The 14,077-nt window shown below is 66.4% G+C and carries 12 protein-coding genes and 1 CRISPR repeat array; of the genes, 7 read left to right on the top strand and 5 right to left on the bottom strand.

Going from position 1 to position 14,077, the window contains the following annotated elements:
* From GXY85_08330 to GXY85_08310, 5 genes are all read right to left on the bottom strand, one after another.
* Positions 1–669 carry a cyclase family protein gene (locus GXY85_08330; protein NLW50829.1) on the bottom strand — a complete coding sequence of 223 codons (669 nt, stop codon included), beginning with the start codon at positions 667–669 and terminating at the stop codon, positions 1–3.
* Between the two features lie 2 nt (positions 670–671).
* Entirely contained in the window at positions 672–1,943 is a 1,272-nt protein-coding gene (locus GXY85_08325; protein NLW50828.1) for an aminotransferase class V-fold PLP-dependent enzyme, read from the bottom strand.
* 123 nt (positions 1,944–2,066) lie between these two features.
* Positions 2,067–2,747: a helix-turn-helix transcriptional regulator gene (locus GXY85_08320; protein ID NLW50827.1), complete on the bottom strand. Its 681-nt coding sequence runs from the start codon at positions 2,745–2,747 to the stop codon at positions 2,067–2,069.
* Positions 2,748–2,749: 2 nt separating this feature from the next.
* Positions 2,750–3,628 (bottom strand): creatininase family protein, encoded by an 879-nt coding sequence (locus GXY85_08315; protein NLW50826.1) that lies wholly within the window; start codon positions 3,626–3,628, stop codon positions 2,750–2,752.
* Positions 3,629–3,640: 12 nt separating this feature from the next.
* Positions 3,641–4,828 carry a DegT/DnrJ/EryC1/StrS family aminotransferase gene (locus GXY85_08310; protein NLW50825.1) on the bottom strand — a complete coding sequence of 396 codons (1,188 nt, stop codon included), beginning with the start codon at positions 4,826–4,828 and terminating at the stop codon, positions 3,641–3,643.
* Positions 4,829–5,592: 764 nt separating this feature from the next.
* Here GXY85_08310 and GXY85_08305 point away from each other — a divergent pair.
* Genes GXY85_08305 through cas2 form a run of 7 tightly spaced genes read left to right on the top strand, consistent with a single transcriptional unit; the run spans position 5,593 to position 13,424 of the window.
* Positions 5,593–7,848 (top strand): CRISPR-associated endonuclease Cas3'', encoded by a 2,256-nt coding sequence (locus GXY85_08305; protein NLW50824.1) that lies wholly within the window; start codon positions 5,593–5,595, stop codon positions 7,846–7,848.
* Positions 7,849–7,881: 33 nt separating this feature from the next.
* A complete protein-coding gene (gene cas5c, locus GXY85_08300) occupies positions 7,882–8,556 on the top strand; it encodes a type I-C CRISPR-associated protein Cas5 (GenBank protein NLW50823.1) in 675 nt (224 codons plus the stop codon).
* Entirely contained in the window at positions 8,553–10,490 is a 1,938-nt protein-coding gene (gene cas8c / locus GXY85_08295) for a type I-C CRISPR-associated protein Cas8c/Csd1 (protein NLW50822.1), read from the top strand. Before cas5c ends, cas8c begins: the two co-directional genes overlap by 4 nt.
* Positions 10,491–10,522: 32 nt before the next feature.
* Complete coding sequence (gene cas7c, locus GXY85_08290) at positions 10,523–11,416, top strand: type I-C CRISPR-associated protein Cas7/Csd2 (protein NLW50821.1); 894 nt, start codon at positions 10,523–10,525, stop codon at positions 11,414–11,416.
* An 8-nt stretch (positions 11,417–11,424) separates the two neighbouring features.
* The gene (cas4, locus tag GXY85_08285) at positions 11,425–12,099 is read left to right on the top strand and encodes a CRISPR-associated protein Cas4 (GenBank protein NLW50820.1); all 675 of its coding nucleotides are present in this window, start codon (positions 11,425–11,427) and stop codon (positions 12,097–12,099) included.
* Positions 12,096–13,127 (top strand): type I-C CRISPR-associated endonuclease Cas1, encoded by a 1,032-nt coding sequence (cas1c, locus tag GXY85_08280; GenBank protein ID NLW50819.1) that lies wholly within the window; start codon positions 12,096–12,098, stop codon positions 13,125–13,127. Before cas4 ends, cas1c begins: the two co-directional genes overlap by 4 nt.
* Before the next feature lie 6 nt (positions 13,128–13,133).
* Positions 13,134–13,424, top strand: coding sequence for a CRISPR-associated endonuclease Cas2 (gene cas2 / locus GXY85_08275; GenBank protein ID NLW50818.1), 291 nt, complete (start codon positions 13,134–13,136; stop codon positions 13,422–13,424).
* Between the two features lie 184 nt (positions 13,425–13,608).
* Positions 13,609–14,040: a CRISPR direct-repeat array (repeat unit 32 nt; unit sequence ATTCGCTCCCGCACGGGAGCGCGGATTGAAAC).
* Positions 14,041–14,077 lie beyond the last annotated feature (37 nt).

Below are 14,077 nucleotides of genomic sequence, written 5' to 3'. Positions count from 1 at the left end.
TCAGGACTCCTCCACCGCCAGCACGCGGGCGGGGAAACCGTCCGCCCCGAGGACCTTCAACGGGGCGGCGATCAGCAGCACCTCGGTTCCCTGAATCTGGTCGAGGTTCGCCAGGAATTCTACCAGAACGATGCCCCGGCTGAGGAAGAAGTAGTGCAGCGGGGAGATCTCGCCGAAGGCGATCCTGTCCCGCGGGTCGTCCGGCGAGGGCACGTCCAGCCCGACCAGGCGCACGCCGCACTCGGCCAGGTACTCGCAGGCATCCATGGTCAGGCAGGGCCACTTCTCGTAGTAGTCGCGATGCATCCAGCGCCGGTACCAGCCCGTGTGGATGATCGCCCCGCAGCCCGAGGGGATGGACACGCCGGTCGCCCGCAGGTCGTCGGCCGTGGTCTTCGCGAAGTCGCCCTTGCCCTCCACGTTCAGCACCACGGCCGTGTTCACCAGCACCTCGGGCGGGATCTGGTCGATGGTCGCCCCATCCTTCACAAAATGGTACGGCGCGTCCATGTGCGTGCCCGTGTGCGTGCCGAGGGTGACCTTGCGCGTGGCGCGCCCCTCGAGTTCGTGCCGTCCGAGGATGCTGATCTCAACGGGCGGGTGCCAGGGCACGGGCGTCGTCAGCATGCCTTCGTGAATCGGGAGCGTCAGATCGATCAAGCGCTTCATGCTCAATGCCTTTCCATCCGGGCCGTCGCCGTCAGGAACGCCTCGACGTCGGCCGGCGAGTTGTAGTGCGCCAGCGATGCCCGCACGCACTCGCTGAGCCCCAGCGCTTCGAGCGTGTGGCGCGAGTAGGCGTCCGAGACGCGGTTGTGCACGCGAATGCCGGCGACGGCCAGGCGTTCGACGGCCTCGCCGGACGTCATGCCGTCCACGCTGAAGCCGAGACAGGATTCCTTGACGGACAGGTCGTCGACCTCCCCGTGAACCGTGACGTGCGGCATCGAAAGCAGGCCGGGCGCGGCCCCGGTGCCGTGCAGCATCATGCGGGTCAGCGCGCGCTCGTGCTGCGCCACGGCCCCCATGGCCGCCACCACGAGCGCCCGGCGCTCCTTTGCCTCCGTGAAGTGGCCGCCGAGCCAGCAGAGATAGCCGAGCACCTCCGACCATGCGGCGTAGCCCGCCTGCTCCCGGGTGCCCTGCTCCCAGCAGGTCGCCGGCTTGCCCCGGAGCTTGTCGTGCGGCAGTTCCACCACGCGTTCGGACACGTAGAAGGCCGAACTGCCGATCTTCGAGAACATCTTGTAGGAACTCACCAGGTAGCCGTCGCACCCCAACGCCTCCACGTCCACCAGGCCGTGCGGGCCGTGCTGGGCACCATCCACCAGCACGTAGAGGTCGGGCTTCTTCTCCCGAGCGGCCCGGATGATGTCGGCGACGGCGTTCTGCGTGCCCGTGATGTTCGAACTGTGGATGACCGTGAGCACCACCGTGCCGTCGTCGACCTGGGCCGCCACCGACTCGGGCTCCACGATCCCCCGGGACGGCGTGAGCCCGGCGACGCGCCATTGGAGGCCCCGGCGTTCGCACAACGTCCGCACCGTGTCGTATGTTGCCGGATGGTCGAGGTTTGTGACGACGGCGTTCGTGCCGGCCACGTTCTCGATCATCGGGCGCAGAACGGTCCAGGCGTTGCTCGTGGTGCTCTCTCCCACGTCGACAACTCCGGAGGACGCGCCCATCAGAATACGCAGAGCGTCGCGCCCCTCCGCGATGGTCTTCTCGATCCGGCGCGACGTGGCGTTGGCCCGCCCGGCGTTGTCGGGGATCGCCGTCTGCTCGGCGACGACCTCCACCACGCGCCTGAGGGTCAGTGCTCCGCCTGCGTTCTCGAGGTAGACGCGCGGCCCCACGATCGGGTCCGACGTCACGTGGCAGAAACGGCCGCGGATCTGCCCGAGAAGGCCGTCTTCGAAAAGCGCGCCGCCCTGTGCATCCATCGACTGGCTCCGCAAAGTGCCGCATGAACCCGAGTGCATTCCTGCAGGCTACCACGACCCGCATGGGGCGTCCATAGGGCGGCGTGATGCGGGCTTCGAAAACGTGCTCGTCCGCCCCTCGGTTCAGCGTGCACGCGGGGCGTGGGAGCGGCGGTACTGGGTGGGTGTGACGCCCGTCTCGCGCTTGAAGGCGTAGGAGAAGTAGTTCGGGTCGCCGTAGCCGACCTCGAAGGCCACGTCGGTGACCCGCCGCGCGCCGTCCCTCAGCAGGGCACTGGCCCGCGCAATGCGCTCTCCCAGCAGGAGCTGCTTGAACGTGCGCCCCGTGCTCCGCCGCAGGGCGCGGCTCAGGTGGGATGCGCTGCACCCGACTGAAGCGGCGACGTCGCGGCGCGTCAGGTTCTCGGTGCAGTGCCTGCGCACGTAGTCGACGGCCGCACGGGCGACCCGCTCCTGGGGGCTGACGCCGATCCGCACCAGCGCCACAAGCCTGCTCACGGCCGCCCTGGCCACCGCCGGCAACGCGGACTCGTCGGCCGCCCGGGCGAACTCGTCCAGCACCTCGATGACGTTCTCGAGCAGGCGCTCCGGGTCCGCACCCCCGGCGTACGCCCCCCGGTTGGCGATGGCCATGACCTGGACCATCCGCAGCCGCATCTCGCCGAACCCCCGCGAGGCGCTCCCGTGGGCGATCATCCGCCAGACCTGCTCCACCGTCCGGAGCGCGGCCCGCTCGTCGGCCACCTGCACCTGGTTGGCCAGCCGGGCGCAGAGGTCCCATCGATAGGCCCCGGGCGCCGGCACGGCTAACCCCTGCGTCTGGAGGGCCCCAGCAGGGTCCGGCTCACCTCGTCGACGACCTCGCGCACGGCCTCGGCGAAGTAGCGCCTCCCCTGTTCCGGGTCCGTGTGCTTCCGGGGGTCATGGCGCAGGCGCACGGTGTGGTCGCGCGTCCCCTTGCCGTCGAAGGTCTCCCCGTCAACGATGGCGAAGTCCGTGTTCCTGAGCCGGCCGTCCTGCGGCAGTTGCGACAGGTCCAGGCATTCCGGGAAGCTGGCGGCCAGCATCGAGCACTCGGCGGCGTCCGCGTGGCCGATGCTCTGCCCCAGCAGCGCCGCAGGGAACCCGGGATACGTCCACAGGACGCGCTTGCCGTTCCGGACGCCGGCGTTGTACTCCGCGCAGAGCCGGTCGAGCACGCCCTTCTGATTGGTCGCACCGTGCCCGTTGACGATGAGCACCCGGCGGAAGCCCATGCGGTCGAACAGGATCTCCAGCGTGTCGCGCACGACGGCGGCGAAGACTTCCTCCCGGTAGTAGCCGCTGCCGATCGAATTCCCCGGGAAGTCCATGCCCTCGATGAACTCGTCGCCGTCGAACCCGATCGCCCTGAGCATCCCGTCCGGCCGCTCGCGCTCGGTGCCCACGAACAGGGGCGGGTAGTACGGGCAGCGCAGCTCCCGCGCCACCTCGCGCGCGAACGCATGGGCCAGCAGGTTGTCGCAGCCCATCGCCACGTGCGGGCCGTGCCATTCCACGGGCGCCACCGGCAGGATGACCAGGCCGATGCGCTCGCGGGCCTCCACGACCTCCTGGGGGAACAGGTAGGCCATGTTCCAGTCGCCCTGCTCGATGGGCCGGGCCGAACGGCCCGACCCATCGTCCGCCGTGCAATGGCCGGCCATTGTCTGTCCTCGTCAGACCCCGCAGGCCGTGCGGAACGCGTCCGCACACTGCCGGATCTCCTCATCGGTCGAGTTGATGTTGATCCCGGCCCCGGCGCCGAGCCCGGCGTCGACGACGCCGACGCTCAGGGCCAGGCTGCGGGACAGGATGTCGTCCGTGCGCGGGTAGGCGCCCCGGCCGTGGGGCCGGCCCCGCTCGGCCAGGTAGTGCATCACGTGTTCCATGTTGTAGTAGACGTGCCAGCCGCTGCCGTTGACGGTCTTGCTGCCGATCTTCGCGGCCACGTCCGCGGCCCGCTCGGCCGAATCGAAGACGGCCACCAGCAGCGTGCCGCACTCGCCGTCCGGATCGTACACCGTCCGGTAATGCATGCCCGGCACCTCGCCGATCGCCTCGCGCAGCCGGGCCTTCTGGGAACGCAACGTGCTCAGAATCCGATCGACCTTGCGGTACTGCGCAAGCGCCATGGCGCCGGTCAGTTCGTTCATGCGGAAATCCAGCCCAAGGATCTGGCGGTGCCCCACTTCCACGCCGGCGCGGTTGGGCGTGTGGCCCTGGTCGTGGAAGCCGAACGCGCGCTCGTAGAGATCCTCGTCGTCCGTGATGGCCACGCCGCCGTCGCCGGCCGTCACCGTCTTGAAGAAGTTCAGGGAGAAGGCGCCGATCTTGCCGATCGCGCCCGTCTTCCTGCCCTTGTAGGACGCGCCGACGGACTGGCAGGCGTCTTCCAGGACGGGCAGGCCCGCCCTGTCGGCAACGTCCATCAGGGCGTCCATATTCGACGGATTGCCCAGCATGTGGACGGGCATGATGGCCTTCGTCTTCGGCGTGATGCGGCGCTGCACGTCCTCGGGGTCCAGGGTCAGGCTCTCGTCGATCTCGGCCAGCACGGGCAGGCCGCCGGCGGCGATCACGGACGTGTAGCTCGCCACGAACGTGTAGGCCGGGCAGATGACCTCGTCGCCCGGGCCGATGCCGAGCGCCTGCAGCGAGATCAGCAGCGCGCTGGTGCCGCTGGAGGTCGCCACGGCGTACTTCACGCCGCAGTGCCTGGCGACTTCCTGTTCCAGCGAGTAGACCTTCGCCTTGAAGCGGGGGTCCTTCAGGTTGCCGTAACGGAACACGTAACCGGAGTCGAGGACTTCGTTGACCTCCCGCTTCTCCTCCTCACCGATCCAGAACGCGCCGGGCCCGGGCATGGTAGGTTCTCCTTGCTTCGTGGAATCCCTGGGAGACGACATCGCCGCTCACCACGCGGAGGCGGCCAACGCCCCAATTGTCCCCGAACCTCGCCCGGTCTGCAAGGCCCCGCCCCTCCGAGCCCCGCCCGCCGCGCCGGGCGCTGCCGGCCACGCGCGACGGCCGATCTCCCGGGAGTCGTCTGCTTCTGATTGCTGCCGTCCATATTTGACGCCTTTCCCGCTGCTTCCCACCGCCCGTCGCCGAGGCATGGCCGTCGTAGGACGTTCATCGCCGACCCCTTGCGGCTTCCCTGTCAGCCCGTCGAAGAAGTCCTCTTGTGTGGCACAGGCGCCCTCGCCTGTGCGTTCTTTCCTGCAGTCAGGCCGTTCGAGACCTGGACCAACAACCAAGGCCTGCCCGACGGGGCGGGGCGGCTGTTCCACACTTCTTCAGCGGGCTGCTATCGCCGGGATCGGCCGATGGCACGCCGTGTGCAATCTACCGCCGGGCCACTGAAAGTGTGCGGGCAGGCGACGCCCCTCAGGAAAACCGAACGCACCGGCGAGAGTTGACGCCCTACACATGAATGCTACAATCCGACACAACGAGGGGCTGCCGCATGCCGCACCGCGTCTGAGGGCCTCGTCCCGAAAAAACGTGCGCCGCGCAGAAGCCACACGCCGCCAGGCGAGAGGAGGGGCAGGATGATGAACGAGAGGCCCGAGACCGACGAGCATTCCGGATACGGGGCGGCCGATTCGCTCGCCGAGGAGGTCTGGTGATGGCGCACCCGGAGTTCTACGCACACGCGCCCGAAGCTGGCTCCACTCGCACCGATTGGCACGTCCTTCGCACACACCTCGAGACCGTCGCCAGCCTTGCCCGACGGTTTGCCGATGCCTTCGGTGCTGGCGAATGGGGATACATCGCCGGGCTCTGGCATGACATCGGGAAGTACCAGCAGCGATTTCAGGATCGACTCAGAGGCCAGGCTGTCTCCGTCGAGCACTCCGGGCCGGCCGCAGCCCTGGCGATGGCGGCTGATGCACGGAAGTCACGGCCCATCGCCTTCGCAGCTGCCGGACACCACGGCGGTCTGCCGAACCCGCGCATGAGCGGGCCGGGGCTGCCCAGTCCTCTGGCGGAGCGACTGGAGAAGGCTGCGCGACTGCTCGCGGAGATCTGGGAGGATCTGCCCCCGGCGGTCCGCGATGCGTCTCTTCCAGCCTTGCCGACGCACTTGACGAAGGCATCGCCCGGAGCAGCCGGTTCGAAGCGCTTGACCCGGAGCATCGAGTTCTGGACGCGCTTCCTCTTCTCAGCCCTTGTGGATGCCGACTGGCTGGACACCGAATCCTACTTCAGACCGGACATCGGCGCGCGCCGCAGCGCCTTTGAGAGCATCGAGTTGCTGCGCAAGCGGCTCGACGGGTACATCGATCACATCGTTGCAGGACTCGACGCATCCGTGCGGGCATCGGGGGTGAACCAGGCGCGCGCCCACGTGCTGGACGCCTGCAGAAAGGCCGCCGCAGCCGCGCCCGGTGTCTTCAGCCTCACCGTTCCCACAGGTGGCGGCAAGACGCTCTCCGCCATGTCGTTCGCCCTCCGCCACGCCGTCTTTCACGGTCTCCGTCGCGTCATCGTCGTCATCCCCTACACCAGCATCATTGAGCAGAATGCGCACGAATACCGCAAGGCGCTCGGGGCCGCGAACGTCGTGGAGCATCACAGCAATCTCGACGTCGCGCGCGTGAAGCAGGCGCTCGGGGAGGAGATGGCCGGGCGGCACGAACTGGCCACGGAGAACTGGGACGCCCCCGTGATCGTGACTACGAGCGTACAGTTCTTCGAATCGCTCTTCGCCAACGGGCCGTCGCGCTGTCGCAAGCTGCACAACATCGCGCGCAGCGTGATCATCCTGGATGAAGTGCAGACCGTCCCCCCGCATTTCCTCCTCAGCATCGTCGAGGCTCTTGAGGAACTGACGAACCACTATGGCTGTTCCCTTGTGCTGTCGACGGCGACGCCGCCGTCGCTTAAGGAGAGGCAGCGGTTCGAAAACGGCCTCAGAAACGTGCGGGACATCGTTCCTGAGTCAGAAGCGCTCGACACGAAGCTGGCCCGCGTGCGCTACCACTGGCCGGAGCAGGACGCTCCACCTGTCGCCTGGGAATCGCTCGCCTCGGAACTCGCACGGCACGAACAGGTTCTGTGCATCGTACATCGCCGTGCGGACGCGCGCCTTCTGGCCGAGATGCTTGCCCAACTGCAGGATGAAGAGAGCGTGCACCACCTGTCCGCGCTCATGTGTCCGGAGCACAGGACGCTCGTACTGGAGGGAGTAAAGGGGGCGTTGATCTCGGGCCGCCCCTGCCGCGTCGTCTCGACTCAGCTCGTCGAGGCGGGTGTCGACGTGGATTTCCCGGTTGTCTATCGGGCCATGGCGGGTCTCGACAGCATCGTGCAGGCTGCGGGGCGATGCAACCGCGAGGGCCGGCACGATCGGGGAGACGTCTTCCTCTTCCGAGCGCCGACGCGTCCGCCGGCGGGCACGCTCAGGAAGGCCATGGAGTCGGCCGAAACGCTCCTCCACGAGGTCGGAAACGGTTTGCAGCCAGACTGCCCCACGCTCATCGACCGGTTCTTCCGGATGCTCTACTCCAAGGAGACGCTCGACGCACGGCAGATCCAGACACACCGGCAGGAGCTGAACTTCGCAACCGTCGACCGCAACTTCCGGCTGATTGAAGACGGTTTCTCACGACCCGTGATCGTTCCATATGGAGAGGCGCCGGCTCTCGTCGCCGATGTGCAGAGGGACGGCCCGTCGCGGGAGGCGCGGCGCCGGCTGCAGCGTTACGTCGTCAGCATCTACCCCAATGCCTTTGACAAACTGCAGAGCGCCGGCGCGCTGGAAGAAGTGGTTGAAGGGTTGTTCTTCCTTTCCAGTGCCTACGCAGACCTTTACAGCGAGCGTTTCGGCCTGACACCGGGCGACGACACCCCCGTCGGCCGGACAGACCTGATTGTGTGAAAGGCTCAGCTCCTTTTTCTGAGGGAGGGACAGATGACCGCGTCGAGAAGCCCGACGTTGCGGTTGCGCGCGGCAGGCCCCCTGGCCTGCTTCACGAGGCCGGAACTGAAAGTCGAACGTGTTTCTTACCCCGTCATGACGCCTTCGGCCGCTCGGGGGCTTCTGGAGGCCGTGCTCTGGAAGCCGGCGATCCGGTGGCACGTCGAACGAATTGAGGTGCTCAAGCCGATCCGCTTCACCAGCTTCCGCCGTAACGAAGTCAACTCCATGGCCAGATCGCCGTCTCGCGCGGACCTACGCAGCTACTTCGCCGAGGACGACCGCGCGCAGCGCAACACGGTGGCTCTGCGCGACGTCGACTACGTGATCCACGCGCACGTGTCCATGACGGATAAGGCCGGGCCGGACGACACGATGAACAAGTTCGTGGCCATGTTTGAGCGCCGGGTAGCCAAAGGACAGCACTTCCACCAGCCGTACTTCGGCTGCCGCGAGTTCGTCGCTCGCGTGATGCCTGCGGACGCGGCCGGCGAGCCGATCGCCGAATCCGGCGACCTGGGCATCATGCTCTGGGACATCGACTACGGCGCCGCGGGAAACCGCCCCCTTTTCTTCCGGGCGGAACTCCGCAACGGCGTCCTCGAGGTGCCCGCCGACCCTGAGGTGACACTGGCCGGCATCGGCGGCGAAGCAGGAGGTGGGACATGATCCTCCAGGCACTTCATCGACTTGCAGAACGGGAGCATTTGTCAACCTTCCTGGACATCGGACCGGGCGCCGTCTCATGGCTGCTTCGGATATCCCAAGATGGCAATCTCGTCGGCGCTCCCGAAGACCTTCGTGAGACTCCGGCCACAGCCAAAGGATCCCGCAAGCCCAAGGCATCCAAGCGGCTAATCCCAGATCAGCCGTACCGGTCTGGGACGAAAGCTCCACCCTACTTCTTGGTTGATAACGCCAAGTATGTCTTCGGCCTGGCAAACACTGAACAGAAGGAGCCAGGTGATACCGAACAGGCAAGATCGTTCCGCGAGCGAATCAAAGAATGCGCCAAGTCCACCGGGGATGAAGGCGCACTGGCTGTTGCAGCTTTCCTGGAGAAACTTGCTACTAGACAAGTCCGGGTTGAGCTGCCAGAGGACCTTCAAGCGGACGATCAGTTTGCCTTCGTGTTTGAGCCCGACATCGACGCTTTTGTCCACGAGCGGCGGCGCGTGCGCGAGTATTGGCATCAGCGGTGCGCCGCAGCGGCTGCGGGCGATTCGTCGACATGTCTGGTTTCGGGAGTACGATTCGGCACGCCCGACTTGTTTCCAAAGACACCGGCTTCCCCGGGGCGTAAACCGCAGTTAGCTTTGGTCTCGTTCGATGGACAGTCCTCCTGGTCCTACGGCTGGGAAAAGAACCAGAACGCCCCAGTATCACCGACAGCAGCGAAGATGTGTGGCAGGGCACTCGCTCGGCTACTCGATCCGGCCTATCCGGATCCCGACCAGCCAGGCATGACGCTGCCGCGGCGGCACGTGCGTCTGAGCGCAGATACCGTAGTCTGCTATTGGGCCGCACAGGACAGCGGCGATGACTTCTCCGATGCCATCGCTCCTTTGCTGGAGGGCGACGAAACCGTTGGAGAGATGTTCCGTTCCGTCTGGCGAGGAAGGCCCGTGGCCATCAGAGATCCCTCGGCCTTTTATGCTTTAGCGCTTACCCTTCCCCCAAAGGGCCGCATCATCGTCCGCGACTGGCTGGAAACCACCGTCGGCATCGTCGCGGAGAACCTGGCTCGACATTTCTCCGACCTGCACATCGTCCGTCGGGCGCGCCGCCGCGATGCGCCGGAGGACATCCCTCTTGCGCTGACCACGCTGATGGACGCCGTGGCCCAGCCGGCCGAACGCCGGTCCGAAGGCGTGCCGTCGCACCTGGCGGCGCAGTTCGTGCACGCGGCGCTCTCGGGCATCCCCTACCCGCTGGCGATTTTTCAGCGGGCCGTCCTTCGATTCCGCGCGGAACTTGGGAAGGAGAACCAGGAGAACAAGCAGAAGGCATGGCAGGTGCGCAACTGGAACGATGGCAGGGCCGCCCTCATCAAGGCCGTGCTGAACCGGCGCATCCGCTCCCGCATATCCACTCTCACTGAGGAGGTCCGCGCGACCATGGACCCCAACCGTACCGATCCCGGCTACGTGCTTGGCAAGTTGATGGCTGTCTTCGAACGGTTGCAGCAGGCGGCCATCGACGACGCCAACGCATCCGTCGTCGACCGCTACTTCAGCGGGGCATCTGCCTCGCCGAAGACGGTCTTCGTGCAGCTCTACAAGAACGCACGGCACCACGCGCGGAAAGCGCGTGACGAGAAGTCCACGGCCGGCCTCGCCTTCCGACTGGACCGCCTTGTCGATGAGTTGAGCGAGTCATTCGGGCTGAAGGACAAGGCCATCCATCCCGAACAGAATGCCCTGCCCGGTTTCCTCGACCAGGAACAGCAGGGACTCTTCGTCATCGGTTACCACCAGATGCGGCACTGGCTCTGGATGAACGCGGAGGAACGTGCAGCCTGGGAGGCCGAGCATCCGAGCGCCCCTCGCGCCTACCTGTGGAACAAGAAAGAAGCGGCGCCCGCACAGCCGGAGGCCGTCTGATCCGTTCTTCATAACCGGAGGAGAAACACGTCATGTCCGAACCCATCAGCAAGCGTTACGATTTCGTCCTGCTCTTCGACGTCAGGAACGGCAATCCCAACGGCGACCCCGATGCCGGCAATGCTCCTCGGATCGATCCGGAGACCGGCCATGGAATCGTCACGGACGTCTGCCTGAAGCGGAAGATCCGCAACTACATCTGCCTGGCAAAGGGGTGCTCGGAAGGACACCCGGAGCCGGGATATGACATCTACGTGAAGGAAGGCGCCATCCTGAACAAGCAGCACGAGCGCGCCTATGAAGCGCCGGGCGTCAAAGACGCGGACAAGGGCGCCGAGCGCATCGAGCTGGCACGGCAGTGGATGTGCCAGACGTTCTTCGACATTCGCATGTTCGGCGCCGTCATGACAACCAGCACCAACTGCGGTCAGGTGCGCGGGCCCGTGCAACTGGCGTTTGCCCGGTCCATCGATCCCATCGCGCAGTTGGAGCAATCGATCACGCGCATGGCGGTGACGACGGAACGCGAGGCGCAGGCCCAGTCGGAACGCCAGGAGGGCCAGGCGCGCACCATGGGCCGGAAGGCCATCGTGCCCTACGGGCTCTACGAGGTGCACGGCTTCATCTCTCCCCACTTTGCCGCGAAGACCGGGTTCTCAGAGGAGGACCTCCAACTGCTCTGGCAGGCCCTGCTGAACATGTTCGAGCACGACAGATCGTCGGCGCGCGGCGAGATGGCCACGCGACAACTCATCGTCTTCGAGCACGAAAGCGCCCTGGGCAACGCGCCGGCGCACTCGCTGTTCGCGCGGGTCCATGCGGAGAAGAGGGACGCCACGCGCCCGGCGCGTGCGTTCGGCGACTACGACGTGACTATCGACGGCGGCGACCTGCCCACCGGCATCACCATGCACAAGATGCTCTGAGGCCGGTCATGCACGACGAGGACGATCTCCTGCCCATCTCCGCCCTCCAGCACCTCGCGTTCTGCGAGCGGCAGTGGGCGCTCATCCACCTGGAGGGCCTCTGGGACGAGAATGTCCTCACTGCTGAAGGCAGTCGCATGCACAACCGCAGTGACAGGGCTGAGAGAGAGATGCGGGACGGAGTGCTCATCGTGCGGGCGCTCCGTCTCCGCTCACTCCGTCTCGGGCTGGCCGGTCGCGCCGACGTCGTGGAGTTCCGTCCCTGCAGTCATGACCTCGGGTCGGGCTTGCCGGGCGTGGCGGGCGTCTGGCGTGCGTTCCCGGTCGAGCACAAACGGGGCCGGCCGAAGCGGAATGCCTGTGATCGAATCCAGCTTTGCGCGCAAGCCCTATGCTTGGAGGAGATGCTCGGAGTCCCGGTGCCGGAAGGCGCCCTGTTCTACGGAGCGAGGCGGAGACGCCTGGATGTCTCATTCGACGGGGATATCCGCCGGCAGACAGAGGAGCTTGCCGCGCGGCTGCACTGTCTGACCGAATCCGGGCGCACGCCTCCGCCTCATCAGACCAAGGCGTGTGACAACTGTTCTCTGATGCACATCTGCATGCCGAAGGTCACAGGGGGGCGGAGCGCCCGCGTGTACCTGAACGCAGCCTTGACCGAGGAGGAAACCCCGGAATCGTGAAGCGCCTGCTCAACACCCTCTACGTCACCACGCAAGGTGCCTACCTCGCCCGCGACGGCGATTCCGTCGCCGTCCGCGTCGACGGCAAGGCCGCCCTGCACGTCTCAGCGCGCGCCCTCGGAGGCGTCGTCTGCTTCGGCCAGGTCTCCTGCAGCCCGCCCATGCTCTCCCTCTGCGCCGAACAGGACGTTGCCGTCTCGTTCCTCAGTCAGAACGGCCGCTTCTGGGGACGCGTCCAGAGTCCGGTCTCTGGCAACGTCAGGCTCCGCCGCGAGCAGTACCGCCGCGCCGACCGGCCGGACGCCTCGGCCGACCTGGCGCGGTCGTTTCTTGCCGGCAAGATCGCCAACTGCCGTGCCGTCCTGCGCCGCGCGGCGAGAGACCATGCAGAATCCGCCGACGACGCGGCCCTGGCGGCGGCGGCCGACGCGCTCACGCACACGCTCACAAGCCTCGCCCGCCCGCTCAGGCTGGCGGCCCTGCGCGGCATCGAGGGAGATGCCGCCGGTCTCTACTTCGGCGTCTTCGACCACCTTGTCGTGGCTCAGAAGGCAGACTTCTTCTTTCGCCAGCGTTCCCGCCGGCCGCCGCTCGACAACATGAACGCGCTCCTCTCATTCCTCTACACACTGCTGGCGCACGATGTCGCCTCGGCGCTCGAGGCCGTCGGCCTGGACCCGCAGGTCGGTTTCCTCCACCGCGACCGTCCGGGCCGCCCCAGCCTCGCGCTCGATGTCATGGAGGAACTGCGCCCTGTGCTGGCCGATCGGCTGGCGCTCAATCTGATCAACCGCAGGCAGGTCGCCCCCGGCGGATTCCAGGCCACGGAGACGGGAGCCGTCGTGATGGACGACCGCACGCGCAAAGTCGTCCTCGTCGCCTATCAGGAGCGCAAGCGGGAGGAACTGCGGCATCCGTTCCTGGACGAGAGAATCGCCGCCGGACTGCTCCCTCACGCACAGGCATTGCTCCTGTCACGGCACCTGAGGGACGACCTGGATGCCTATCCGCCTTTCCTCTGGAGGTAGCGCCTGATGCTGGTCGTCGTCTCATACGACGTGAACACGCAGGAACGGGAAGGCCGCCGCCGCTTGCGCCGCGTGGCAAAGGCCTGTCTGAACTACGGCCAGAGAGTGCAGAACTCCGTGTTCGAGTGTTTGATCGAGCCCGCCGAGTGGACACAACTGCGGGGGCGGCTTCTGGACGAAATCAACCCCAAGCAGGACAGCCTGCGCTTCTACTTCCTCGGGAAAAACTGGAAGAACAGAGTGGAACACCAGGGAGCGAAGGAGCCGTATGACCCGGAGGGTCCTATAGTTGTCTGAGCCGGAGCGCGAACCCCAAGTGCCGCCACGGTTCCCGGCGGGTTCGCGCGACGTGCATGCTCTTTGACAGACAAGACTTATGACAGATGGAAACCGGCTCCTGTTCACATGAACAGGTAGGACGCACGGGGTTCGCGTGGACGTTCTGACAAGTCTTTGCTGCTGCGCGATTTACATCTGGGGCATTCGCTCCCGCACGGGAGCGCGGATTGAAACAGGTGGGAGAGATAGCCCTCGGTCGCGCGGCTCACATTCGCTCCCGCACGGGAGCGCGGATTGAAACGTGCAGGTACTGCCGGCCTACGTGCCCGAAGCGGCGGATTCGCTCCCGCACGGGAGCGCGGATTGAAACACCGCTGAGATGAACGGCTGGGAGGCCTACGCCCATTCGCTCCCGCACGGGAGCGCGGATTGAAACTCCTGGACCATGCGGAGGGCCTGGAGGACGGCCATTCGCTCCCGCACGGGAGCGCGGATTGAAACAGCCACGCAATCTCGGCGCGCAACGCGGAGCCGTCATTCGCTCCCGCACGGGAGCGCGGATTGAAACGAGCGCTTCGAGCGGGATGCGGCGGGGGCTCCCGATTCGCTCCCGCACGGGAGCGCGGATTGAAACCACGTCATCGAGCCGGAGACGTGGAGCCGCGTGGATT

This window comes from Candidatus Brocadiaceae bacterium (genome assembly GCA_012728835.1).
In the GTDB taxonomy this organism is placed as follows: Bacteria; Planctomycetota; Brocadiia; order SM23-32; family SM23-32; genus JAAYEJ01.
This window is presented reverse-complemented; position numbering and strand designations above follow the sequence as displayed.